This window comes from Paenibacillus sp. AK002 (genome assembly GCF_053903045.1).
This window is the reverse complement of sequence record NZ_CP096377.1, coordinates 2,452,358-2,475,138: the sequence shown is the minus strand read 5'-3', so window position 1 is coordinate 2,475,138 and position 22,781 is coordinate 2,452,358. Positions and strand designations below refer to the sequence as shown.

At 52.4% G+C, this 22,781-nt stretch carries 27 protein-coding genes; all 27 read right to left on the bottom strand.

All coding sequences use genetic code 11. The annotated features are described in order from the left end of the window. Positions 1–12: 12 nt before the first annotated feature. A complete protein-coding gene (gene recN / locus M1D70_RS10865) occupies positions 13–1,752 on the bottom strand; it encodes a DNA repair protein RecN (protein WP_015734463.1) in 1,740 nt (579 codons plus the stop codon). A 52-nt stretch (positions 1,753–1,804) separates the two neighbouring features. Beyond that, a complete protein-coding gene (gene ahrC, locus M1D70_RS10860) occupies positions 1,805–2,254 on the bottom strand; it encodes a transcriptional regulator AhrC/ArgR (protein WP_009591236.1) in 450 nt (149 codons plus the stop codon). A gap of 17 nt (positions 2,255–2,271) precedes the next feature. Then, positions 2,272–2,763, bottom strand: coding sequence for a hypothetical protein (locus M1D70_RS10855; protein ID WP_009591238.1), 492 nt, complete (start codon positions 2,761–2,763; stop codon positions 2,272–2,274). 68 nt (positions 2,764–2,831) lie between these two features. After that, entirely contained in the window at positions 2,832–3,704 is an 873-nt protein-coding gene (locus M1D70_RS10850) for a TlyA family RNA methyltransferase (RefSeq protein WP_456289850.1), read from the bottom strand. 19 nt (positions 3,705–3,723) lie between these two features. Then, positions 3,724–5,631, bottom strand: coding sequence for a 1-deoxy-D-xylulose-5-phosphate synthase (gene dxs / locus M1D70_RS10845; protein ID WP_009591234.1), 1,908 nt, complete (start codon positions 5,629–5,631; stop codon positions 3,724–3,726). 108 nt (positions 5,632–5,739) lie between these two features. Further along, positions 5,740–6,615, bottom strand: a complete 876-nt coding sequence (locus M1D70_RS10840; RefSeq protein WP_433939214.1) for a farnesyl diphosphate synthase — start codon at positions 6,613–6,615, stop codon at positions 5,740–5,742. Positions 6,616–6,637: 22 nt separating this feature from the next. Then, positions 6,638–6,898, bottom strand: coding sequence for an exodeoxyribonuclease VII small subunit (gene xseB, locus M1D70_RS10835; protein WP_009591232.1), 261 nt, complete (start codon positions 6,896–6,898; stop codon positions 6,638–6,640). Next, positions 6,888–8,258: an exodeoxyribonuclease VII large subunit gene (gene xseA, locus M1D70_RS10830; RefSeq protein WP_456290414.1), complete on the bottom strand. Its 1,371-nt coding sequence runs from the start codon at positions 8,256–8,258 to the stop codon at positions 6,888–6,890. The genes xseB and xseA overlap by 11 nt, the downstream gene beginning before the upstream one ends. A gap of 1 nt (position 8,259) precedes the next feature. After that, positions 8,260–9,120, bottom strand: a complete 861-nt coding sequence (gene folD, locus M1D70_RS10825) for a bifunctional methylenetetrahydrofolate dehydrogenase/methenyltetrahydrofolate cyclohydrolase FolD (protein WP_015734456.1) — start codon at positions 9,118–9,120, stop codon at positions 8,260–8,262. Between the two features lie 66 nt (positions 9,121–9,186). Next, a complete protein-coding gene (gene nusB, locus M1D70_RS10820) occupies positions 9,187–9,645 on the bottom strand; it encodes a transcription antitermination factor NusB (RefSeq protein ID WP_009591251.1) in 459 nt (152 codons plus the stop codon). A gap of 175 nt (positions 9,646–9,820) precedes the next feature. Then, positions 9,821–10,054: a DUF2273 domain-containing protein gene (locus M1D70_RS10815; RefSeq protein ID WP_009591264.1), complete on the bottom strand. Its 234-nt coding sequence runs from the start codon at positions 10,052–10,054 to the stop codon at positions 9,821–9,823. 15 nt (positions 10,055–10,069) lie between these two features. Continuing rightward, positions 10,070–10,609 (bottom strand): alkaline shock response membrane anchor protein AmaP, encoded by a 540-nt coding sequence (gene amaP / locus M1D70_RS10810; RefSeq protein WP_100536239.1) that lies wholly within the window; start codon positions 10,607–10,609, stop codon positions 10,070–10,072. A gap of 71 nt (positions 10,610–10,680) precedes the next feature. After that, complete coding sequence (locus tag M1D70_RS10805; protein ID WP_009591235.1) at positions 10,681–11,094, bottom strand: Asp23/Gls24 family envelope stress response protein; 414 nt, start codon at positions 11,092–11,094, stop codon at positions 10,681–10,683. A gap of 118 nt (positions 11,095–11,212) precedes the next feature. Continuing rightward, positions 11,213–12,556 carry an acetyl-CoA carboxylase biotin carboxylase subunit gene (accC, locus tag M1D70_RS10800; protein WP_009591252.1) on the bottom strand — a complete coding sequence of 448 codons (1,344 nt, stop codon included), beginning with the start codon at positions 12,554–12,556 and terminating at the stop codon, positions 11,213–11,215. Between the two features lie 54 nt (positions 12,557–12,610). After that, complete coding sequence (accB, locus tag M1D70_RS10795) at positions 12,611–13,114, bottom strand: acetyl-CoA carboxylase biotin carboxyl carrier protein (protein ID WP_009591273.1); 504 nt, start codon at positions 13,112–13,114, stop codon at positions 12,611–12,613. Between the two features lie 169 nt (positions 13,115–13,283). Continuing rightward, positions 13,284–14,147, bottom strand: a complete 864-nt coding sequence (locus M1D70_RS10790; RefSeq protein WP_456289849.1) for a SpoIIIAH-like family protein — start codon at positions 14,145–14,147, stop codon at positions 13,284–13,286. A gap of 67 nt (positions 14,148–14,214) precedes the next feature. Continuing rightward, complete coding sequence (spoIIIAG, locus tag M1D70_RS10785) at positions 14,215–14,859, bottom strand: stage III sporulation protein AG (protein WP_090910975.1); 645 nt, start codon at positions 14,857–14,859, stop codon at positions 14,215–14,217. Between the two features lie 14 nt (positions 14,860–14,873). Further along, a complete protein-coding gene (spoIIIAF, locus tag M1D70_RS10780) occupies positions 14,874–15,593 on the bottom strand; it encodes a stage III sporulation protein AF (RefSeq protein WP_456289848.1) in 720 nt (239 codons plus the stop codon). 41 nt (positions 15,594–15,634) lie between these two features. Beyond that, a complete protein-coding gene (gene spoIIIAE, locus M1D70_RS10775; protein WP_456289847.1) occupies positions 15,635–16,843 on the bottom strand; it encodes a stage III sporulation protein AE in 1,209 nt (402 codons plus the stop codon). A 15-nt stretch (positions 16,844–16,858) separates the two neighbouring features. Beyond that, positions 16,859–17,248 (bottom strand): stage III sporulation protein AD, encoded by a 390-nt coding sequence (gene spoIIIAD, locus M1D70_RS10770; protein ID WP_009591272.1) that lies wholly within the window; start codon positions 17,246–17,248, stop codon positions 16,859–16,861. 10 nt (positions 17,249–17,258) lie between these two features. Next, positions 17,259–17,462, bottom strand: coding sequence for a stage III sporulation protein AC (spoIIIAC, locus tag M1D70_RS10765; RefSeq protein WP_007129715.1), 204 nt, complete (start codon positions 17,460–17,462; stop codon positions 17,259–17,261). A gap of 16 nt (positions 17,463–17,478) precedes the next feature. Then, positions 17,479–17,997 carry a stage III sporulation protein SpoIIIAB gene (gene spoIIIAB / locus M1D70_RS10760; RefSeq protein ID WP_009591254.1) on the bottom strand — a complete coding sequence of 173 codons (519 nt, stop codon included), beginning with the start codon at positions 17,995–17,997 and terminating at the stop codon, positions 17,479–17,481. Then, entirely contained in the window at positions 17,990–18,988 is a 999-nt protein-coding gene (spoIIIAA, locus tag M1D70_RS10755) for a stage III sporulation protein AA (RefSeq protein ID WP_009591247.1), read from the bottom strand. The genes spoIIIAB and spoIIIAA overlap by 8 nt, the downstream gene beginning before the upstream one ends. Before the next feature lie 98 nt (positions 18,989–19,086). Further along, positions 19,087–19,353, bottom strand: coding sequence for a YqhV family protein (locus M1D70_RS10750; RefSeq protein WP_015734448.1), 267 nt, complete (start codon positions 19,351–19,353; stop codon positions 19,087–19,089). Positions 19,354–19,540: 187 nt separating this feature from the next. Further along, positions 19,541–20,794 (bottom strand): aspartate kinase, encoded by a 1,254-nt coding sequence (locus M1D70_RS10745; RefSeq protein WP_015734447.1) that lies wholly within the window; start codon positions 20,792–20,794, stop codon positions 19,541–19,543. A gap of 239 nt (positions 20,795–21,033) precedes the next feature. Continuing rightward, positions 21,034–21,591, bottom strand: a complete 558-nt coding sequence (gene efp / locus M1D70_RS10740) for an elongation factor P (protein WP_009591242.1) — start codon at positions 21,589–21,591, stop codon at positions 21,034–21,036. Between the two features lie 89 nt (positions 21,592–21,680). Further along, the gene (locus tag M1D70_RS10735) at positions 21,681–22,751 is read right to left on the bottom strand and encodes a M24 family metallopeptidase (protein ID WP_456289846.1); all 1,071 of its coding nucleotides are present in this window, start codon (positions 22,749–22,751) and stop codon (positions 21,681–21,683) included. Positions 22,752–22,781 lie beyond the last annotated feature (30 nt).

The window sequence follows — 22,781 nt, the reverse complement described above, 5'->3', positions numbered from 1 at the left end:
TATAACTGTCAATCATTGACCCAAAGCCTTTCTGGAAGCCTTTTGCGCTGCCGCCAGATTGAGCATTTCTTGGGCATGATGAAGCGTCTTTTCGGTAATTTCGACTCCGCCAAGCATCCGGGCAAGCTCTTTTACACGCCCTTCTTCATTCAGGTTTTCTACTTGCGTCATCGTTCTGGAGGCTTCAAGCTTCTTCTCGATTAAATATTGATGATCCGCCATGCAAGCCACCTGCGGCAAATGCGTAATGGAGAATACCTGACAGGTTTTGGCCAGCAAAAACAGCTTCTCGGCAATCGATTGGGCAGCCCTTCCGCTGACACCCGTGTCGACTTCATCAAAGATTAAGACCGGTATTTGATCATGACGGGCAAATATACTCTTCATCGCCAGCATAATTCTGGACATTTCCCCACCCGAAGCAATTTTGGCAAGCGGTCGGAGCGGCTCGCCCGGATTCGCGGAGATAAGGAATTCCGCCGTATCCATGCCTTGTCTTGTCAACCGGACTTTTTGGCCTTCATACTCGTAGCCGTTCGGATCCAGCTGCAATTCCAGGCGGACTTCCAGCGAGGTGCGTTCCATTTGAAGATCCTTCAGTTCTCCCTCGACTTGCCTAGCCAAGTCTTGCGCGCATTGCTTGCGGGCGTGACTCAGCTCTTTCGCGCTTACGAGCAGCACGCTTAACAACTCGTCACGGCGCTGTTCCAACGCTTGAATAAATTCGTCCTTATTCTCCAGCATATCGGTTTCCTGCTGAATTCTCACGTAGTATTCCAGAATTTGCTCCACATTATCCCCATATTTTCGGCGCAAACCGGAGATCATATCTAAACGGAGCTCAATTTCATTGAGCCGTTCGGGATTGAATTCGATGCCGTCACGATAATCCCTTAACTGGAATACCGCATCCTCAAGCTGATAATAAGCGGATTGAAGCTGCTCGACAAGCGGCTTTAAACCCTTCTCGTCGTATCCGGATACATCCTCAAGTCTAGACAAAGCCCTGCTGACGGACTCAAGGCCCGATGATCCGTACAACAGGTCGTAGGCTCCCGCTACGGAATCCATCATCTTCTCGCTGTGGGAGAGTTTGGTTCTTTCTTCGGACAATGCCTCGTCTTCGCCGGTTTTCAGCCCGGCAGCCGCGATTTCCTCCAGCTGGAAACGGTACATATCCAGCATTTGATATGCTTTCTGGCTGGTTTCCTGCAGGTCCTTAAGCTCTTTCTCCACTTTGCTGAATTCGCCGTACAGCTCCTGGTATTTGCGCTTGGCAGGCCCTATGGTCTTATCTCCGTAAGTATCCAGGAGGCTCATATGCTGCTCTGAACGCAGCAGGCTTTGATGCTCATGCTGTCCATGGATATTAATCAGCTTTTCCCCGACTTCACGCAGCATGCTGAGGTTCAGCAGCTGTCCGTTAATACGCGACGTGCTTTTTCCTTGAGACGTCAGCTCTCTTCGAATTAGTAAGTGCTCTTCCGGATCCGCTTCAACCCCCAGCTTCTTGAGCGTGCTCCATACCGGATGCTCCGCAGGCAGCTCAAACAGAGCCTCGATCTCCGCTTTGTCGCACCCGTATCGAATCAGCTCTGCCGAGCCGCGGCCGCCGGCAATTAAACCCAGCGCATCAATGATGATGGACTTACCGGCCCCGGTTTCCCCTGTCAGGACGTGAAATCCGGGATAAAAGTGTACATCCACGCTTTCTACAACAGCCAGGTTCCGAATGGATAGCGTGTTTAACATGTTTACCACCTCCGCTACTGCAAAAAAATGATCGATATGTCACTACATTTGATTAGGAAATGAAATTTTTGATTTGGGACACCACATGTTCGCCGTCTACTTCCGTACGGCAAATCAGCAAGATCGTGTCATCCCCGCAGATGGTCCCCATGATCTGTGACCATTCCATGTTATCGAGCAGCACGGCAACCGAGTTGGCTGTTCCGGGCAAGCATTTCATGACCACAAGATTGCCGGTTCGGTCAATGTAAACAAAATTGTCGACGAGCGCTCTTTTGAGCTTCTGAACAGGGTTGTACCGCTGATCTGTCGGCATGGAGTATTTATATCGCCCATCATCTGTAGGCACTTTTATGAGCAGCAATTCTTTAATATCCCGTGATATCGTAGCCTGAGTAACCTGAAAGCCTTCCGCGCGCAATGCGTCCACAAGCTCATCCTGCGTTTCAATATCCTGGTGGGTAATGATATCCCTGATTTTAATATGGCGTTGTCCCTTCATAAAGAGCCTCCTGAGTATTAACTGTTGTATTCATCATGACCAATCCATTCTTCGTCCGTCCAATCCATGCTTAAACGGTTAATGGTCCCCTCATTCACGTCGATGTAGAGGAGGCCCGCACACTCGGGATACAGCAGCAAAAACGGCATCAACCGATCGCGAATGCCGGAGCCTGTCCACTCCACCGGCATTCGTTCCCGGGCCAGCTTCACCATGTACAGTTCGCCGCTGTCGTCGGATGCAACATAATCTATGAACAACCGACTTAAGATGGGCTTATGTCCCGTTTCAAACGACAAGTTTATTTTTACTTTACCCCCAACCACATCATATCCTTCTTGTTCAAGCATCCCAATGACTGGGTGATCTGGAATGTGCTCATTGATCGGGATGCCCGGCAGCCGGTCCGGTGATGGTGACATCAGCCAACGATTCAGCCTATAGCCGATAAGCAAGGCAATGACGACACCAAGCAATATCATTAATAACCAATCATAACGCTCATTCATCCTCTCACCTCGAATTTTGTATTCGCGGATGAGAACATAAATTCCTCTTTTTCAGCAAAAGAAACCCATCATTTCGATGAGTTTCCTGTGAATGTATGAGCCGCTTGCGTGACGACGGTGTCAATCCATTGACTCAATGGGACAGAAGCTTGTCCATCTTCCTGAGTCGGTTCTTCCGAGCTTTCAGATACCTCCGGCTCTAATCGCCAGTGGGCCAGGAATTCAATATTTCCTTCTCCTCCCGTTATCGGAGAGAACGTAAGGTTTTTCAGCTTGAATCCAAGGCCGTCCGCAAAAGTCAGCACCTGCGTTAAAACTTCCTTATGGACCTTCGGATCCCGAACCACCCCGGATTTACCGACCTTCTCCCGCCCCGCCTCGAATTGAGGTTTGATCAGGGCGGCTACATCTCCCGGTTTAGCGAGCAGCATCTTCAGAGGCGGCAGTATAATGCGAAGTGAAATAAACGAAACATCGATGCTGGCAAAATCAGGCGGAGGACCGTTCAGATCCTCCGGCGTCATATAGCGAAAATTCGTTCGCTCCATGACGCATACGCGTTCATCGTTACGCAGCGACCAATCCAGCTGGTTATAACCAACGTCGATCGCGTACACATAACTGGCCCCATGCTGGAGCGCGCAATCCGTAAAACCGCCTGTCGATGATCCGATATCCAGCATCGTGCGCCCCTTCATGTCGAGGCCGAACGTACGAATCGCTTTCTCCAGCTTTAGTCCGCCTCGGCTGACATAAGGATGAACCGAGCCCTTGACCTTCAGTTCGGACGTTCTCGGAATTTTCATGCCGGCTTTCTCGATCCGTTCGGTTCCGGCATAGACCAGACCCGCCATAATCGCGGCTTTTGCTTTTTCGCGACTCTCATAATATCCCTGCTCCACGAGCAGGACATCAATTCGTTCCTTCTGAGATGAATCCATATTATACTCCCGATCGTTACTAAGACATAAAACTTCTTTTGCCGAGTACGGCGGTCCGGGCATTCTTCAGGCTCCGGATTTCCTGGCAAACCCCTTCCAGCGTGAGACCTACTTCCTCCCGTTGCTGCGGAATGCTTCCATGCTCGATGAACCGGTCTTCGATCCCCATCAAGGATACGACGGCATCATGGATTCCCTGCTCTGCAAAATATTCCAGAACCGCGCTCCCCAAACTGCCTGCTTGCGAGGTTTCCTCCAGAACCAGCATCGACGTTCCCGTCTTCGCCAAATTCCCCAGCATATCTCCGTCAAGCGGTTTAAGGAAACGGGCATTCACGACTTCTACCGCAATGCCTTCCCGCTTGAGCTGCTCCGCTGCTTCTTCGGCCAGCTGAACCATCGGACCGGAAGCCAGGATGGCATACCCTTCGCCGGGACGGACGACTTCCCAGGTTCCGATTGGAATGGGCACCAGCTCAGTGTCCATCGGAACGCCGCGCACATTGTTCCGAGGGTAACGGTAAGCAATCGGTCCTTCATTATAATCAAGCGCCGTCTTCATCATGTGACGAAGCTCATTCTCGTCTTTTGGCATCATGATGACGATATTCGGGATATGACGCATGAAGGCCACATCGTATACCCCTTGATGCGTTTCGCCGTCTGCACCGACAAAGCCGGCACGGTCAATCGCAAACATCACGTTGGCGTTATGGCGGCAAATATCATGCACGATTTGGTCGTACGCACGCTGCATGAACGTGGAATAGACCGCGAATACGGGTTTCATGCCTTCCATGGCCAGAGCCGCGCACAGCGTTGCCGCGTGCTGCTCGGCAATCCCGACATCGATCATGCGGTCCGGGAATTTCTTGCTGAACGGGATCAAGCCGGAGCCGCCCGGCATCGCCGGCGTAACGGCAACGATGCGTTTGTCCTGTTCCCCCAGCTCCACCAAGGTCTGTCCGAACACTTCCGTGTACATCGGATTGCCTACTGCCTTGAGCACTTGGCCGGATTCAATCTTATAAGGGGTGATTCCATGCCATTTATGCGAATCCGATTCGGCCGGACGGTATCCCTTGCCCTTGGTTGTTACGGCATGGATCAGCACGGGACCATCCACATTGTCCGCCTGCTTCAATGTATCGATCAGTTTATTCAGATCATGTCCGTCCACAGGCCCGAGATACGTAAATCCAAGTTCCTCGAATAAAACACCCGGAACCATCATATATTTAAGGCTGTCCTTCATCTTCTCTGCCGTCTTCGCGAGTTTGCCGCCGATGGCAGGGATTTTCTTCAAGACCATTTCCACTTCGTCTTTGGCACGAAGATAAAAACGGTCCGAACGGATCTTGCTTAAGTAGTTATGCATAGCACCGACATTCGGCGCGATCGACATTTCATTGTCATTCAGGATGACCATGAGCTTCTTCTGCTCGTGGCCGATATGGTTTAGCGCTTCAAACGCCATGCCGCCTGTAAGGGCTCCGTCCCCGATCATGGCGATAACCCGATTGTCTTCGCCTTTCAGGTCCCGGGCCATGGCCATACCCATTGCGGCAGACAGCGAGGTGCTGCTGTGACCTGCTTCCCATACATCATGCTCGCTCTCGGACCGCTTGACGAAGCCGCACAAGCCTTTATATTTGCGGAGCGTATCGAATTTATCCATCCGTCCGGTCAAGATCTTGTGTACATAGGCTTGATGGCCCACATCGAAAATCATCTTGTCACGAGGGCTGTCAAAGCAATAGTGCAAGGCCAGCGTGAGTTCAACCACTCCCAGATTCGGTGCAAGATGGCCACCGGTAACGGACAGCTTTTCGATTAGAAAATGACGGATTTGTCCCGCTAAATCCTCGAGTTCGTCCACCGATAGATTTTTAAGTTGTTCTGGTTGTTTGATATTTGGAAGAAGCACGAAGAATCTCCCCGCTTTCCTTGATTAAGTTTACGTTACTAAGCCGATAGTAATTCAGCCATTAACAGACATTATATCACAAAAAAACCGTTTGCATGTAGCGCGCGCTTAGTGGTCCCGGGCCATCAAGAAATCCGCGATCTCCAGCAGCCTTGCAGGGTCGGCGAAGTTCCCTTCGGAAATGACCCGCTTGGCTTCTGCCGTCAGTCGCTCGACTTCATGCCTCGATGCGTCCAAACCGATGAAGTACGGGTAGGTCACCTTTTCCTGTTTCACATCGCTTTGTACCGGCTTCCCGAGCTTGGACTCATCCCCCACGAGATCCAGAATATCATCTTGAATCTGAAAAGCAAGGCCGATATGATGCCCGAAGGTACGCAAGGATTCGATCTGGGCGTCGGAGCACCCGGCAACATGGCCGCCCGCCATCAGCGAGAACATGATCAGATCACTGGTCTTGTGCAGGTGTATATACTCAAGCTGCTCTAACGTCGTGATCCCTTGCTCCCCCTCCATGTCGGCCACCTGTCCGCCTACCATCCCCCGCGGACCTGCATACTCCGCAAGATCCTCCACGATCGACAGCACGCGTTCTGCTGGAACCCCATGCTTTCTGGCAGCCTGGATGACGCTGTAAAAGGCATGCGTCAGCAAGGCATCCCCGGCCAAAATGGCGCTGGCCTCGCCAAACACCTTATGATTCGTCGGCTTGCCGCGGCGGTAATCATCATCGTCCATCGCCGGCAGATCATCGTGGATAAGGGAATATGTATGGACCATTTCCACCGCGCAGGCAACCGGAACGGCTGCTTCACGGCTGCCGCCGCCCGCCTCGCATGCCGCAATGACAAGCAGCGGACGCATTCGCTTGCCGCCTGCCATTAAAGAATACGACATGGACCGCGAAAGGGTTTCAGGAACTTTCCAGCCTGACGGAAAAAGATTCGTGAACTCGCTGTCCAGCCTGTCACAAATTTCATTCATATATTGATGGATCGTAAGTCTGTTATTCACCCAGTTCACCTGTCTCATCCAGCGTCCCGCCGAATGGCTTCCGCTTCAATTCTCCGCCCTCTTCCACGATCATTTCGATTTTCTGCTCGACCTGCTCCAGCTTTTTGCTGCACATCTGCGACAGCTTCATGCCCTGTTGAAATAAATCGATGGCTTTTTCAAGCGGCACATCTCCGTCTTCCAGCTGCTCAACGATCGTCTCCAGCTGAGCCATCGCTTCTTCGAAGCTGATCTCCAGTGTTTCATTCGCCAATCTCTTCATCCTCCTTCATTCCCCACACTTGACATTGCAGCTGTCCATCGTTGACCCTTACGTTCACCAAATCACCTAATTGCACGTCTTCTATCGACTTTACAAGCTTTTGCTCTTTCTCGTCATACACAAGACTGTATCCTCTCGACATGATCTTCAGCGGGCTGAGCGCATCGAGATGTCGCATCTCGGTTTGCAGCTGCGACATCTTGGACTTCATGATTGACTGCATCGCGTTCATTAACTGCCGGTTGGCCTGCTCTTTCCTTTTGGCGGCGAACTCCGCTTGAGTCCGCGGATTATATCGGATCAGGCCCTGGTGCAGCGATTTTTGACGCTGGCGGACCAGGGAAAGCCTGGATTTCAGGTGGCCCTGCAGCCGTTGGGACAGCATGTCCAGCCGTTCGGCATGCTGAAGCATATACCGGCGGGGATGCACCAGGACCGGGGACCGCTGAAGCGATATCAAACGTTCACGGCTCCGCTGAAGGCGTTGCTGCAGCCCTTGATTCAGCTGGCGCTGTCTTTGGGCAAGCTGCCCTCTCAGTTCTGCGCTGCTCGGAACCGCTAGTTCCGCTGCGGCCGTTGGTGTGGCGGCTCGAAGATCCGCGACAAAATCGGCGATCGTAAAATCCGTTTCGTGCCCGACGGCCGAAACAACCGGAATATGGGATTGATAAATGGCTCTTGCAACGATCTCCTCATTAAACGCCCAGAGTTCTTCCAGTGATCCGCCACCGCGCCCAACGATTAGCACATCAGCCTCTGCCATGTCGTTCATCGTCCGAATGGCTTTGACGATCGAAGGCGCAGCCCCTTTGCCTTGAACCAGCACCGGATACAAAATGGCGTTCGCCTGAGGATAGCGCCTCCGGATCGTAATCATGATATCCCGCACGGCAGCCCCCGTTGGCGACGTGATCACACCTATCGTCTTGGGATAGCGCGGCAGCGGCCGCTTGCGATCGGCTGCAAACAAGCCCTCTTCCTCCAGCTTCGACTTCAGCTGTTCATAAGCGAGGTACAAGCTGCCGATGCCGTCCGGCTGCATTTGGACGGCATAGAATTGGTATTGTCCATCCCGTTCATACACCGACACATTGCCCCGCGCTATGACACGCGACCCTTCCTTGGGGATAAAAGGCAGCCTCTGGTTATGAGTCGCAAACATGATCGCACGAATCCGGCTGCCTTCATCCTTTAAGGTAAAATACATATGTCCGCTGGAATGATGGGTAAAATTTGATATTTCGCCTCGGATCCATACGTCGGATAGCCTGGAGTCGCCTTCCATCTTCATGCGAATATATCGGTTTAAATCCTTAACGGATAATACTCGTCCTGGATCGGCCGTCTTCATGTCAGGCCAGCCCATTCAGCCTTTTGGCGGCTATCAGCGTATTCTGCATGAGCATCGTGATGGTCATCGGTCCCACCCCTCCGGGTACCGGAGTAATCGGGCCGGACACTGCCTTCACGCTCTCAAAGTCAACGTCCCCGGCAAGCTTTCCGTTCTCCAGGCGGTTCATGCCGACATCGATAACGACGGCGCCGGGTTTCACGTAGCTGGCATCAATCATGTTCGCTCGGCCGATCGCCACGACCAGGATGTCCGCTTGACGCGCGATTTCCGCCATATTCCCCGTTTTGGAGTGGCACATCGTAACGGTCGCGTTCTCGCGCTGAAGAAGAAGAGATACCGGTTTGCCGACGATATTGGATCTCCCGATCACGACCGCATGTTTGCCTGCAATCTCAATGCCTGTCCGCTTGATCATTTCAATCACGCCGGCCGGCGTGCATGGCAGGAGACTGTCATCGCCTATTACGAGGTTACCCACATTAACCGGGTGGAAACCGTCCACGTCCTTCTCCACCGCAATCGCATCGATGACGGCCTTTTCCTCGATGTGTTTAGGCAAAGGTAGCTGGACCAGGATCCCATGGATGGATTCCTGGGCATTGAGCTTGTCCACCAGTGCGAGCACTTCGTTCTGGCTGGAATCCGCGGGCAGACGATGCACCTCGGAATAAAAGCCCAGATCGTGGCATGCTTTCTCCTTGTTGCGAACGTAAACATGCGAAGCCGGATCATCTCCTACAAGTACAACAGCCAAACCAGGACGTACATTCTGCTTGGACAATTGTTCTACTTCTAACGCAATCCCCTTGCGAATTTCTTCCGATATCTGTTTTCCGCTAATAATCGTTGCTTCTGTCATCCTGATCTCTCCTCCATTATGATTGAATCATTACGTTTCAAGCTGGCCATGAACATGCGTGTAGATTTAGGACTGACGGAGCTTCACCTTGACTTGATCCAGCTCTTGAATCATCCGGCCCAATACGCCGTTGACGAACTTGCCCGATTCCTCGGTTCCGAAATGCTTGGACAGTTCGATCGCTTCGTTAACCGCCACTTTCCCGGGCACGTCATCGCGATAAGTCAGCTCGTACACGGCCAGTCGCAGGATTTGACGATCCACGCGGGAAAGACGGCTTACCTGCCAGCCTTTCAAATAATGAGCAAGGAGTTCATCAATCGAATCCTTGGATTCCCATGTTCCGTTGACCAGCTGCAGCACATATTCCTTCATTTGAACCTCGTCGCCGATGACCCGCTCGGTCTCATTCTCTTCTGCCGCTTCGGAGAGCAGCATCGACACGGCTTCCATGCTGTCGACTTCGTTCATCTCCATCTGGTAAAGGCTCTGAACGACAATCTCTCTAGCTACACGTCTTTTCATTATGTTCCTCCTGTGGACCCTGCCGAATCCATTTTTCTAATTAGTATGATCCATTTGCCGTCAAGACTTGACAACAATTAAACGCCAAAAAAAAACCTGTGAATATCTCTCTCCGCAAAAAAGGCGCACTACACCTGTCCTCAGCATTTTTTCCGGAGAAAGCATATCACAGGGTTCATTTAAACGGCCGCCAGCGCTCGGAAAGCCAGCGTCCCCATTCCTGAAAGTGGAAGATGGAGCCCTGGTTCAGATCCTTGCGCTTGCCAAATATATAGCCGATAAATACCACTAATGCAAAGAACAGCATATCCCAAAAACCGGATAATAAATAAATCAGTCCGCACACAAGCCCGCCGGCCACCCCGGCAATTCTTCCTCTGTGACTCTCCCATATTTCTTTCCAAGGCATTTGGGAAGCTCACCTCTATTCCACGCGGCTCTTGAAGCTTGGTGCCTGAACCACGTTAGCAATATATACGGATACGGATGATACGGGTATTCCTGTTGTATCTTCAACGAAGTCGTGCACCTGCTTCTGCACTTCGGTAGTCAGTGTAGGAATGGATTCCTCGCCATCAACCACGGCGCGAATCGCAATATCAAGACCCGACTGGGATACCTTGATCCGCGATTTCAGATCCTTCACTCCGCGGACGCGCGAAGCCGCCTTCAAGCAGAGATTCTCGATCGTCTCCACGGAGATTTGGATATCGCCGAATTCCGTTCGCTGATCGATGGAGTTTAGGTTCGAGCGATCGCGCCTGACGGAGATGTAGAAGAAACGGATGCTCAGCAAAAACAAAACCGCAGCTACGATAATTCCAGCCCAGAAAAGGCGTTGTTCCTGAACACTCGTTAATTCGTAAGGAACAGCGCCACTCAACAGGAGGATGGCAACTACGGATATAACACCGATACTTAAGCTGTAGATAAACAGCAAAAGTCTGTCCATGATTTTGGCCACGATTCAGCACAGCCTCCTTAAATTAGATTAAAACCCTCGACATCGCTGCCCAGGGCTAGCCTGAAACTATTCTATTTGACGCGTTGAGCCAAATCCAATTCTTCCGTCTTCTCCACGGATTTCATGAAATGGACGTCATGAATATGTACATTGACTTCAATCACCGTAAGCCCTGTCATATTCTCAATCGAACGTTTCACATTGCGCTGGATTTCCCCGGCAACTTCCGGCAGTCGATGGCCATATTCCACGATGACGGATACGTCAACGGCAGCTTCCCGTTGTCCGACTTCAACTTTAACGCCCTTGGATAAATTCTTGCGTCCGAGCAGCTCCGCAATGCCGCCTGCAAAGCCTCCGCTCATCCCCGCAACACCGCGTACCTCGACCGTAGCGAGCCCGGCGATGACTTCAATTACTTCCGGTGCAATCTGAATCTCACCGATATCTGTACGTTCAAATTCTGTAGGCAAAGTTTCCGCCATTGTCTCAACACACCTTTCAGAATAAGTTAGCGGATGCACCCGAACTGCATAACGCATGCGCTCTTATTACTCATACTATACCATTTGGCCAAGTTTATGACAAACTTGGCCAAAGGTTTTAAATCTCATTTTCTTCCAAAAACTTAATATCGAAGTCGCCCTTCAAGAAGGTAGGATGCTTCAGCAGTTTCTGATGGAACGGGATGGTCGAATAGATCCCTTCAATCTCGAATTCAGCCAAAGCGCGTTTCATCTTCGCGATCGCTTCATCGCGGGTCGGCGCCCATACAATGAGCTTGGCAATCATCGAATCGTAATAAGGCGAAATCGTGTAACCGGGATATGCCGCGCTGTCCACCCGCACGCCGGGCCCCCCCGGAGGCAAATAGAATTGAATGGTTCCCGGTGCAGGCATGAAGCCCTTGTCCGGATTCTCGGCATTGATCCGGCACTCGATAGACCAGCCGTTAATGACAACATCCTCTTGACTGAAGGAAAGTGTGTTGCCTTCAGCAACGGAGATCATTTCCTGAATCAGATCCACGCCGGTTACCATCTCCGTTACCGGATGCTCCACCTGAATCCGCGTGTTCATCTCCATGAAGTAGAACTGTCCGTCCTGGCCCAGCAAAAATTCAAGCGTGCCGGCACCGGAGTAGTTTACCGCTTTTGCCGCGCGAACGGCGGCTTCACCCATTCGGCTGCGTACCTCTTCACTTAGCACCGGACAAGGAGCTTCTTCAACCAGCTTCTGTCTCCGGCGCTGCACGGAACAGTCACGCTCCCCGAGATGCACGGCGTTGCCGTGTTTATCGGCGATAATCTGAATCTCCACGTGCTTCATGCCGGTGAGATATTTTTCAAGATACACGCCAGCATTGCCAAAAGCCTTTTGGGCTTCCTGCTGGGCGTTCGTAATCTGTTTGATCAGCGATTCCTCATCCTCGGCGATTCGAATCCCCTTACCTCCGCCGCCTGCGGTCGCTTTGATAATGACCGGATAACCGATGTCGCGTGCGAGCATGACGGCCTCGTCCAGATCCTCGACCAATCCGTCGGACCCGGGAATAACCGGAACCCCCGCATCCTTCATCGTTTGCTTCGCCACCGCCTTGTCGCCCATACGGTTGATCGCGTCGGCGGAAGGGCCGATAAAGGTAATGTTGCAGGATTCACAGATCTCCGCGAAATCCGCGTTCTCGGCCAAAAAGCCGTAACCGGGGTGAATCGCGTCACACTCGGTCAGCGTAGCCACGCTCATGATATTCGTGAAATTCAAATAGCTGTCTTTCGATAATGTAGGGCCGATGCAATAGGCCTCGTCCGCCAAGCGAACGTGCAGAGATTCCCGGTCCGGCTCCGAGTATACGGCAACGGTTGCGATGCCAAGCTCCCGGCAAGCCCGGATGATACGGACTGCTATCTCTCCGCGGTTCGCGATAAGCACTTTTTGAATTGTCATGCAGTAACCTCCTTCGGACTCATACGACTCTCGTTCTTGGCGAGTCCCTCCATATTACTCCGGCTTCACCAGGAACAGAGGCTGCCCGAATTCTACAAGCTGACCGTTCTGCGCGAGAACCTCAACGATTTCGCCCTTGATCTCTGCTTCCAGTTCATTCATCAGCTTCATGGCCTCGATGATGCAGACCGTCGATTTCTCCGTCACCTTGTCCCCCGGGCTTACAAACGGCCCAGCCTCAGGCGATGGGGAACGGTAGAAGGTTCCTACCATCGGTGATACGATTTTATGTAATGAGCTGTTGCTATCCTCCGCTGAATCCTGCTGGGGTGCCGCTGCAGGTGCTTGATTCCCCGTATTCGGCTGTACGATCTGCGGTGCCATCACTTGCTGAGCCGGTATGTACGCTTGCGGCGCGGCCTGATAGTTGTTAACGACCTCGGCTGCATTGGGTTTCTTAATGGATAAGCGTGTACCCTCGCTCTCAATCTCCAGTTCATGCACGGAAGTTTGATCCACCAGCTTAATAAGTTCCTTAATTTCGTTTAATTTAAACATGATCGACGTTCACTCCTTCACTTTCTTGGAAGCCCTTGCTTAGGACAGTCAGTCAATAGCTTAGAGTATTATATCACAATCGAGCGAAATAGAAAGAGCCCAAGGCAATCCTTAGACTCTTTCGGGTTTATCGTATATCCGTGGTTTATGTTGAAATCTGCGGACAAGCTTATGGCGCAACATATTGGACGGTTACTTTATCCGGCGAAACCTTCAATTCCTTCATCACAAGACTGACGATGTCCGCCGCGCCTTTGGCATCGAGTTTCTCGCTCAGAACGACCACATTATATTTCTCGCTCTCTTCCTTTACTACGGCGTTGCCGAATTGCTGCTGCAGCGTTTCCTCGATGCTGAGAATGACTTCCTCTTTCGCTTCCGCCGCTTTCAGCTGCTGGGTAGCTTGTGCTGTTTCCTCCGGTTTATTTTCATGGTTGTCGATTTTTGTCATTAATTCATCGTATAATTTATTATTTTTTTGTGCGCGGTCCAGTTTATAGGAATCCAGCTGTGCGACTGCAGAGGTTGCGTTGGCTGCCACTTCCTCCAGCACTTCTTTATCCGATTTTTCGCCGCTCGTGCTGCTGGTGTCCTTGGAAGTCTCTGCTTCCTCCTTGCCGGTGCTGCTGGCGTCTTTGGATTTATCGGCTCCGTCCGTGGATTCCTTCACTTCCGGTTCTTGCGGCTTATCCGCTTCTCCGGCCGCTTTCCCTTGGTCATCCTGCTCACCTTGCGTTGCCTCTGCAGGATCCTCCGTGCCGGTTACGCCCGTATCCGTCGTTCCTGTCCCTTGCTCGTTGGCTCCGGAATCTCCGTCCGTGCCTTCTTCGAGAACTTCGTTCACAACCAGCTCGTCGCCTGCGGTTCCATTGGCTTCCTGTCCTGCGCCGGGCTTCTGACCGTCCACCTGCGTGCTCTCGGCAACCGGCGGCGCTTTCGTTCCCGAATCGTCCGTGAACAAGTAGTAAGCGGACAGGATGACCATTAAACTAAGCATGGATACTAACCATATGGTTTGTCTTTTGTTATTCATTTGAACTTTTCCTCCTTTAATTGAAAACCTGTGGCACGAATGATCGGATCATCCGCAGGACTTTACGTTATTCCTGTTTGCGAGGGACGACGGATATACGATAAGATGGAACGTTCAGACCCCGCTGGATCGCATCCACGATCAAGCTCTTTACGACTTCATTCTCGGCCCCCTTGGCTACGACGAGCACGCCGCGGACCTGAGGTTTGATCTTCTTGGTGACGATCGGCGTCTCTTCGCCCGAAGAATCATAAGTGACGATCTGGCCGTCGCGCTGGTAACTCGTAACATGGCGTTTCCCTCCGTTGGCATCGGTTTCTTCCGTGAGTTCCTGCGTATCCTTCATATTTCGCTGCACCACCAGTTCTTCCGTAGACTCCACGGTCACCATGACATCCACGGACCCGACGCCGACGATCTGTTCCAGCATCGTCTTGGTGCGCATTTCGAAATCTTGCTCGATGCTTTCGAATTCACCGCCGCCGCTGCTGCTCGCAGCCCCCTGGGTCGTTGAGACCGCGGCGGTATCCGGCGGCGGTTCGCGGCCGATATTCTCATGATCCAGCTTCTTGACATTGACGAAGGAGTTGAACAGCATGATCGCGACGCCGATCAGGCCAAGTATGATCAGCCACCTGAAGGTCTGCATCTTCCTTGCTCCGCCGGCTCCTCCGCCAAGCCACTGCTCCAACCGCTTCAACCAATTTCCCATCATCCTCACCTCCGCTACAGCTTGTTATCCTGATCCTGCCCCGGCGTATATATCGTGATCAGCTCCGGCTCCAAATCCCACCGGCGGCTGATGTAGTCCCGAACCGGTTCTGCTCTGGCTTCCTCGGCTTTGCTGACTGCCTCTGCGTTTTCTTTTACTGCTGCCTTCCCATCCTTCTCCTCTGCCATGGAATCCACGTTCACCTGAACGGAATCCACTGGCGTTACGCCGATGGGACTTCTATCGTCTTCCCCAAGCTCTGCATTCGCCGGCTCATCTCCAGCCAGCCTTACGTCAACGGAGCGTATCGCAGCGCCGGCATATTCCTTGCCCTGCCCGGCAACCGCGGCCAGCACCACCTTGACCTCTTGAACGGCTTCCCCCGTTTCAGCCGCGATCTCTTCTTTCATCACCTTGGCTAACTCATTGCCAGCCCATTGCAGGCTTTGACTCTGCTGCGTATCCTTGAGCTTTTCAGCCTGGGCCATGATATGCTCCAGCTGAATTTCCTCCGGCAGCCCCTTCTCCTGCCGCTCCAGTTCCATCGCCAGCTGGTTCTCCGGCGGATCCGTGATTAATGTAATGATGGGACTGAGCAGCGTAAGCAGAATCAACAAGCTCAGGACTAGCCTGGCGTAGCGTTCAAGCGCCTTCCCGGGCAGGATCAAATCAACGAAGGCCGCAAAGAGAACCACCATGATGACGCTTTTCAGCCAATCTCCAAGCCAGTCCATTCGTCATACCTCCTAAGCTTTGGCGCCGCGTATCATCTGCCTCACCTCATCATGACGGTGATGTTGGCAGCCGTGAGCAGTATCGTTATGGCGAGAAAGAACATCAAGCTCACCGCGGCCAAGGCCGCGAAAACGTACAGCATCGTCTTACCGATCGTCTGGAGGCAGGTGCCGATCGGGGTATCGCCGAGCGGCTGCATGACGGCCGCCGCGACGTTATATATCAAGGCAAGCGTCAAGATCTTGATCGCAGGAAATGCGCAAAGGAACAAAATGATGATGACCCCCGCCAGCCCGATGGAATTCTTAACTAGCAGCGAAGCCGAGATTACGGTATCCGTCGCATCTGCGAACATCTTGCCGACTACCGGAACGAAATTGCCGGTTACGTATTTGGCTGCCCGGATGGTTACGCCGTCCGTAACCGAGCTGGTCAGCCCTTGAACGGAGATAACTCCCAGGAACACGGTAAGCAGCACACCCAGGACGCCCATCGAGATCCCTCGCAGCAGATTCCCAAGCTGGGTCAGCTTGTACTTTTCGGATAAGGAGCTAACCAGATGCAGCAGAGCCGAGAAGAATAAAAGCGGGAACACAATCGTGCTGATCAGCGTGCCTACCGTATGTACCATGAATATGACCAGCGGATGGGCCACCGAGACGGTGACGACATTGCCCATCGAGGCCATCAGCGCAAAGAGCAAAGGAAGCATGGCCATCATGAAATCGATCATTTGGGTGATGGCGTCCCGCGCATATCCGATCGCGATGCTGAAGCTGTTGACCGCGATGACCAGGACAACCATGTAACAGATCGTATAGGCTACCCGGCTCACGGTGCTTTTTTCGAAGGCCGTCTGTAGATTCTCTAGAATCAAGCTCATAATGCTCAGCATGACGATGGTCGCCAGCAGCTTGCCGTTATAGAGCACCTCGTGCCACAGATATTTTCCGATACCGGACATAACCCCTTTGAAGCTCAGCCCGTCGCCGCCCGGCAGCAGCATATCCATCAGGGAGGGCGTCCTGCCATCCGGGAAGAACCCGCCGTAATCCTTCATGAGCCGGTCCCAGTATTTCTCGACCTGATCCGTTGGCAGCTGCTGCGTCTGCTGCTCGACCCACTCATCGGCCGGATTGGCGGCTGCAGCCGCATCGATCGTCCCGCAGAACCATCCGGACAGCAACAGCATCGGGATCAGTAGGCAAAACACGGCCAAGCCTCTTCGAAGTGTTGCTCCTGTCACCATGTCCCCCACCTTTTTTCAAGCCGGGAGGAGCTTCAGGACCGTCTCGATGATGATCCCGATAATCGGTACAGCGAGCACCAATATGAGCACTTTTCCCGCCAATTCTATTTTGGATGCGATCGATTCCTGTCCGGCATCTCGAACGATCTGTGCCCCCATTTCCGCGATATAGGCGATTCCGATGATTTTCAGAACCGTCTTCAGATAGATGATCTGAACGCCGGAATTCTCCGCCAGATCTTCCAGCATGGATATGACATTACCGATCTTTCCGATCAGGAACAGGAAGATGAGGAGCGATGTCGCCACGGCGAGAAGAAAGGCAAAGAGCGGTTTCTGTTCCTTGACAATCAAGATCAGCACGGTAGCGATGATGCCGAGTCCTACCACCTGGATAATTTCCATAAATGTCCACCTACTGGAATAGAAAAATACTTTTGATTTCCTTCAGCAAATCGTCTAGCAGCCTTACGACCATAAACAATACAACCACGAATCCGATGAGGGTCACCCAATGCGCCATATCCTCTTTCCCCATCTGTTTCAGGACGGTATGAATCATGGCAATGATGATGCCAATACCGGCAATCTGGAAGATCGCGTTCACTTCAATGTTCATTTCCCTTGGCACCTCGCTAAAAGATCAATATGACGATCAATGCTCCGATGAGCAGTCCCAGACTTTTGCTCATTTTTTCATATTTGACCTGGTCATCCCTTGCCGCTGCTTCTTCATGCTTGAGCTGTCCCACGGCCAGAGCGATATGTTTGATCTGGTCCTGTCTGTCACTGGTGCCAAGTACGCCGCTTAGCTGTTCCAATACCTCACGTTCGGCACTTTTCATCGATGTTCGCCTCCAATGTTCGCCAAGCGCCTTGCGGATGCTGTCTTGTGCGGATAACCCGTAATCGGGTCTCATGTAAAGCGCTGCGGAGGCCAACAGGGATTTGAGCGGTTCACGAAGGGAAACGCCGATTCGCTCCAGCGCGTCGGGCAGCGGCGTAAAGCCGTAGCTGATTTCCGTCTCCAGCCGTTGAAGCGCGAGAATAAGTTCTCGCAGCTGTCTGGGTCTTGCTGCGAATTGCTGGGCTTGGTAGAATCCGGCTAAGGTTCCTGCACCCAGCACGAGCACGGCCCCGACCAGTTTAAGCATAGGCATCACCTCCCGGCTGGCCGCTGATAGCCGTCTGAAGCGTTCGCTGGCCTCCGTCATACAGCTTGTATGATCGGTGGTCGCCCGTTCGGCTAAGAACCGCATACATTTCAAACATCCGGTTCTCCAGAAGTCCCGAGAGGGCGGGCCGGCCCCGCATGTCCTGAACGGATGAGCCATGCGCCGTTGCAATCACGCTGATGCCGGCATGCAAAGCCTCAATCACCGCTTCCGCATCCTCCGGCCGGCCGATCTCGTCCACAATGAGCACGTCCGGAGACATCGAACGGATCATCATCATCATCCCTTCGGCTTTCGGACAACCATCCATTACGTCCGTGCGAGGGCCGACATCGAATCCGGGTACGCCGCGCAAACAACCCGCGATCTCGGAACGCTCGTCGATGATGCCCACCTTCATTCCCGGCCAATGCACGGAAGAGTTTCCCCACTTGCCGTAGCTGATCTGTCTAGCCAGGTCTCTGAGCAGCGTCGTTTTGCCTTGCTGGGGCGGAGATAAGATCAGCGAGTGCATCACCCTTTTCCGTTTCCGGTCAAGCAGATGAGGAAGGATGTCGTCCGCCGCTCCCTGTATTTCCTTGGCAATCCGGACATTAAATCCGCTGATATCCCGGATGTGCTCCACCCTGCCGCCGCTCAGCACCGTCCGGCCCGTAAGCCCGACCCGATGGCCCCCTGGTATGGTGATAAACCCCTTTCGGAGCTCTTCTTCCATGGTGTAGAGGGAATGATTGCTGATAAGGTCCAGCAGCCTATGGGTATCTTCACGCGTCGGCTTATACGCTTCTTCAGGCCGCAAGGTGAGTCCGCCTCGCCTGTCCAGGAAATGATGCTTGCCCGCCGAATTGATCTCCAGCGGACGCTCCTCCCGGATCCGTACCTCCTCCACATGTTCGAGAAGCTCTTTCGATAGGTTCAGCAGCATGCGTTTGACGGTTTCGGGAAACAGGTCTAACCAATTCAATGTCATATCAATTTCCCCCAGGTTGTCCTTTGTGATCATCTTCTAATAAGAGAACTTCATATCCCATGTGTATGCTTGTACCTGAAAAATATGCAGCGAATCTATCATTTTTTTAAAACCCCGTATAAGAGACAGGAGACGCCGCACAATATCCAGCCGATCTTCCCCCATGACAATTTATCTGCCATTCCCACCAGGCCGATGGTTGTGGTCAGAATCAAAATAAGCGGACCCGTAAACGCCAATGCCGAATTCACGGCAAGCGCTTTATCGACTTGGTTCAGGCGCAGCATGATGATGGCCGCGACGATCTCAAGGCTGCCTGAGAAAATCCGAAGCGTTGCCATACTAGCGACAAACTTGTCCAGCATGCGATATATCCTCCTTCTTCCTTCTTCACATGTGTGATGATTAAAAATATGCGGGGCCCTCTCGTTTTATCTCTATTTTTTCAATTTCATAGAAGGGAACTTCGAATCTTTCGAACAGCACAAAAAATCCCGGCCATAAATGACCGGGATTAACTCTATTAATATCGATGATGACGGTTGAATCCTGTTATCGGCGTACCTGCGGTCCGCCTACGGAAGCCTGCTGATCCGTATCCAGTCCGTACGCGGTATGAAGCGCCTGCACGACCCCTTCGAGATTGCTTCCCTCGATGACGCAGGATACTTTGATCTCGGACGTGCTGACCATTTTGATGCTGACTCCCTGCCGGGAGATCACGTCAAACATTTGTGCCGCCACGCCGGGATGGCTGACCATGCCCGCGCCGACAATCGATACTTTCACAAGATGGTCTTCCGAGGTAACGTCGCGATACGGCAGCTTGCCGCGAATGTGTTCGATCACGGACAACGCACGCTCCCGATCCGCCAGGGACACCGTAAAGGAAAAGTCCGCTTCGCCGTTCTGAACGCCGCTCTGCACGATGATATCAACGTCAATCGATTCTTTTGCAAGCTCTCCGAACACTTGGGCCAGAACGCCCGGCGTATCGGCTACGCCCAGAATACTGATTCTCGCTACATTCTTGTCGAATGCAATTCCGCTGACAACCACACCTTGTTCCATGCTTGTTTCCTCCTTAACAACCGTACCCTCGTTATGATTAAAGCTGGATCTGACGACAAGCTTGACTTGATTATGCTTCGCATACTCGACCGCACGCGGGTGAAGAACAGCCGCGCCCAGATTGGCAAGCTCGAGCATCTCGTCATAGGAAATCTCCTTCAGTTTCCGCGCGCATTTGACAACCCGCGGATCCGTGGAGTATATCCCGTCCACATCCGTATATATTTCACATACATCCGCTTGAATGGCAGCCGCAAGAGCTACCGCGGTGGTATCTGAGCCCCCGCGTCCAAGCGTTGTAATCTCTCCGTCTTCGGACATGCCCTGGAATCCCGCGACAATGACGACATTTCCTTCGCCAAGCGCTTTGTGCACGCGCTCAGGCTTTATATCTGTAATGCGGGCTTTACCATGGACGGCTTCCGTGCGAAATCCCGCCTGCCAGCCGGTCAAGGACACTGCCTTGCGTCCAAGCCCGTGAATCGCCATGGATAGCAGCGAGATGGATATCTGCTCCCCCGTGGTCATCAGCATATCCATTTCCCGCGCCGGTGGATTCTCATTTAACAGCTTTGCCTGGTCAATCAAATCGTCCGTCGTATCCCCCATGGCAGACACCACGACTACACATTGATGACCTTCATCTTGTTTCTCTACAATTCTTCTGGCAACGCGCTTCATGCGTTCTGTATCCCCTACAGAGCTGCCTCCGAATTTCATGACGTACAGTGACAATGCTTCTTTCACTCCCCACTAATATCGGTATGTAACAGTACTCAGGTGGTTTCTCACTTTAAAACAGTATAATACGAAAGTGAGTCACCCCGTCAAGGCTTTTCAAGGCAAAAAGAAAACAGACTTAGGCTTCCGGGCCCGCTTATCGCAAAAAACTCCCGTACATTCGTACAGGAGTCGCGTTGGTTTAGAAGATATTGGCACCCCGTCCATCGTTGAAGGGTCCCGCTTATAGCATGTTACGCACGGGAAATGTATTTACCTTCGCGTGTATCGATCAGAAGCACATCGTCTTCGTTAATGAACAGCGGTACTTGTACATTCAGGCCGGTTTCCACTTTGGCGTTCTTCGTAGCGCCGGTAGCCGTGTTGCCTTTGATGCCAGGCTCGGTTTCAACGACCTTCAGCTCGACGCTGTTAGGCAGGTTGATCCCGAGGATCTCGCCTTGGTAGCTGATGATGTTAACGTTCATGTTCTCTCTCAGAAAGTTAAGCTCCCATTCCAGCTGCTCGCTGGTCAAGCTGAACTGGTCGTAAGTTTCGTTGTCCATGAAAACATGCTCTTGACCGCTGGCATAGAGATACTGAACGCCACGGTTGTCGATGATGGCGCGGCCAATCGTTTCGCCTGCACGGAACGTCTTCTCAACGGTGTTGCCGTTGCGAAGGTTTTTCAATTTGGAACGTACGAAAGCTGCGCCTTTACCCGGCTTAACATGCTGAAAATCCAATACGGTGAAAATATCGCCATCAACTTCTACGGTCAAACCTGTTTTAAAATCGTTAACTGAAATCACTAAGATTCCCTCCTAAGGATGCGGTCTATTTAATATAGTACACATTTTTCTTAAATCACAAGCTCAAAAAGGCGATTTTTGAACCATTATTACAATATGGTGTAATCTTTGGACGAGCTTGTCAGTATGCGAATGCCCGTTTCCGTGATGACGATATCATCTTCGATGCGGACACCGCCAAGTCCAGGCAGGTAAATGCCCGGCTCCACCGTTACGACCATGCCGGGCTGCAGCACGTCATCGCTCAGCTTGGAAAGCCGCGGCGATTCATGAACCTCCATGCCCAATCCGTGCCCCGTGCTGTGGCCGAAATATTCCCCGTATCCGTAACGCGAAATAATATCGCGAGCCAAAGCGTCTGCCTCGCGTCCCGTCATGCCTGGTTTAATATGATCCAGTGCGTGAAGCTGCGCTTCAAGCACGATATCATAGATCTCCTTCAGCTTCGGATCAGGACGGCCGAGCGCCACGGTTCTCGTGAGATCGGAGCAGTACCCGTCCAGCAGAGCGCCGAAATCAAACGTAACGAATTCGTTCCCTTGAATGACCCGCTCGCTGGCTACGCCGTGAGGAAGCGCCGAACGCTCGCCGGAAGCAACGATCGTGTCGAAGGAAGACGCGGTTGCGCCATGCTTGCGCATGAACATTTCCATCTCGAGATCGATTTCCCGTTCCGTTTTGCCGGCAGCCAGAATCGTCAGGACATGGCTGAACGTCTGATCAGCCAAATCCGCTGCCCGCTGCATAATGCTCAACTCTTCGGCATCCTTGAATATACGCAAGTCTTCTACAAGGCCCGAAACCGGCATCAGGCTGATGGGCGCGAGCTGTTCCGAATATGCGGAAAACACGCCGTATGTAACATGGTCCTGTTCGAATCCGAGCGATGTGATGCCTTCGGAAGACAACAGACCCCTGACCGTCTCCATCACTTTCGGCCCGTGCTCGACCACTTTAAAACCGGCGGCTTGCTGCGGTGCTTGCGTCATATAGCGGAAATCCGTCAACAGATAGGCCTCATCGCGTGTGATCAGCACATAACCGGCTGAACCGGTAAAGCCCGTTAAATATCTGCGGTTGATCGGACTTGCAATCAGCATAGCCGTCAAACCTTTGGCTTGAAGCTGTTCGCGCAATTTAACCACTCGTTTGTTACTCATTCTAACCACTCTCCTCTCACCCTTATCCCG

Excerpts from the sequence above, each read along its gene's own strand:
- folD (WP_015734456.1), bottom strand. The coding sequence starts at position 9,120 with ATGACAGAAGCAACGATTATTAGCGGAAAACAGATATCGGAAGAAATT.
- spoIIIAE (WP_456289847.1), bottom strand. The coding sequence starts at position 16,843 with ATGGTGACAGGAGCAACACTTCGAAGAGGCTTGGCCGTGTTTTGCCTA.
- M1D70_RS10840 (WP_433939214.1), bottom strand. The coding sequence starts at position 6,615 with ATGAATGAAATTTGTGACAGGCTGGACAGCGAGTTCACGAATCTTTTT.
- spoIIIAF (WP_456289848.1), bottom strand. The coding sequence starts at position 15,593 with ATGGACTGGCTTGGAGATTGGCTGAAAAGCGTCATCATGGTGGTTCTC.
- spoIIIAB (WP_009591254.1), bottom strand. The coding sequence starts at position 17,997 with ATGCTTAAACTGGTCGGGGCCGTGCTCGTGCTGGGTGCAGGAACCTTA.
- nusB (WP_009591251.1), bottom strand. The coding sequence starts at position 9,645 with ATGAAAAGACGTGTAGCTAGAGAGATTGTCGTTCAGAGCCTTTACCAG.
- M1D70_RS10790 (WP_456289849.1), bottom strand. The coding sequence starts at position 14,147 with ATGAATAACAAAAGACAAACCATATGGTTAGTATCCATGCTTAGTTTA.
- recN (WP_015734463.1), bottom strand. The coding sequence starts at position 1,752 with ATGTTAAACACGCTATCCATTCGGAACCTGGCTGTTGTAGAAAGCGTG.
- xseA (WP_456290414.1), bottom strand. The coding sequence starts at position 8,258 with ATGAAGACGGCCGATCCAGGACGAGTATTATCCGTTAAGGATTTAAAC.
- spoIIIAC (WP_007129715.1), bottom strand. The coding sequence starts at position 17,462 with ATGAACATTGAAGTGAACGCGATCTTCCAGATTGCCGGTATTGGCATC.
- M1D70_RS10815 (WP_009591264.1), bottom strand. The coding sequence starts at position 10,054 with ATGCCTTGGAAAGAAATATGGGAGAGTCACAGAGGAAGAATTGCCGGG.
- spoIIIAG (WP_090910975.1), bottom strand. The coding sequence starts at position 14,859 with ATGGGAAATTGGTTGAAGCGGTTGGAGCAGTGGCTTGGCGGAGGAGCC.
- accB (WP_009591273.1), bottom strand. The coding sequence starts at position 13,114 with ATGTTTAAATTAAACGAAATTAAGGAACTTATTAAGCTGGTGGATCAA.
- accC (WP_009591252.1), bottom strand. The coding sequence starts at position 12,556 with ATGACAATTCAAAAAGTGCTTATCGCGAACCGCGGAGAGATAGCAGTC.
- M1D70_RS10855 (WP_009591238.1), bottom strand. The coding sequence starts at position 2,763 with ATGAATGAGCGTTATGATTGGTTATTAATGATATTGCTTGGTGTCGTC.
- M1D70_RS10805 (WP_009591235.1), bottom strand. The coding sequence starts at position 11,094 with ATGGCGGAAACTTTGCCTACAGAATTTGAACGTACAGATATCGGTGAG.
- ahrC (WP_009591236.1), bottom strand. The coding sequence starts at position 2,254 with ATGAAGGGACAACGCCATATTAAAATCAGGGATATCATTACCCACCAG.
- M1D70_RS10750 (WP_015734448.1), bottom strand. The coding sequence starts at position 19,353 with ATGCTGGACAAGTTTGTCGCTAGTATGGCAACGCTTCGGATTTTCTCA.
- M1D70_RS10735 (WP_456289846.1), bottom strand. The coding sequence starts at position 22,751 with ATGAGTAACAAACGAGTGGTTAAATTGCGCGAACAGCTTCAAGCCAAA.
- spoIIIAA (WP_009591247.1), bottom strand. The coding sequence starts at position 18,988 with ATGACATTGAATTGGTTAGACCTGTTTCCCGAAACCGTCAAACGCATG.
- M1D70_RS10850 (WP_456289850.1), bottom strand. The coding sequence starts at position 3,704 with ATGGATTCATCTCAGAAGGAACGAATTGATGTCCTGCTCGTGGAGCAG.
- spoIIIAD (WP_009591272.1), bottom strand. The coding sequence starts at position 17,248 with ATGGAAATTATCCAGGTGGTAGGACTCGGCATCATCGCTACCGTGCTG.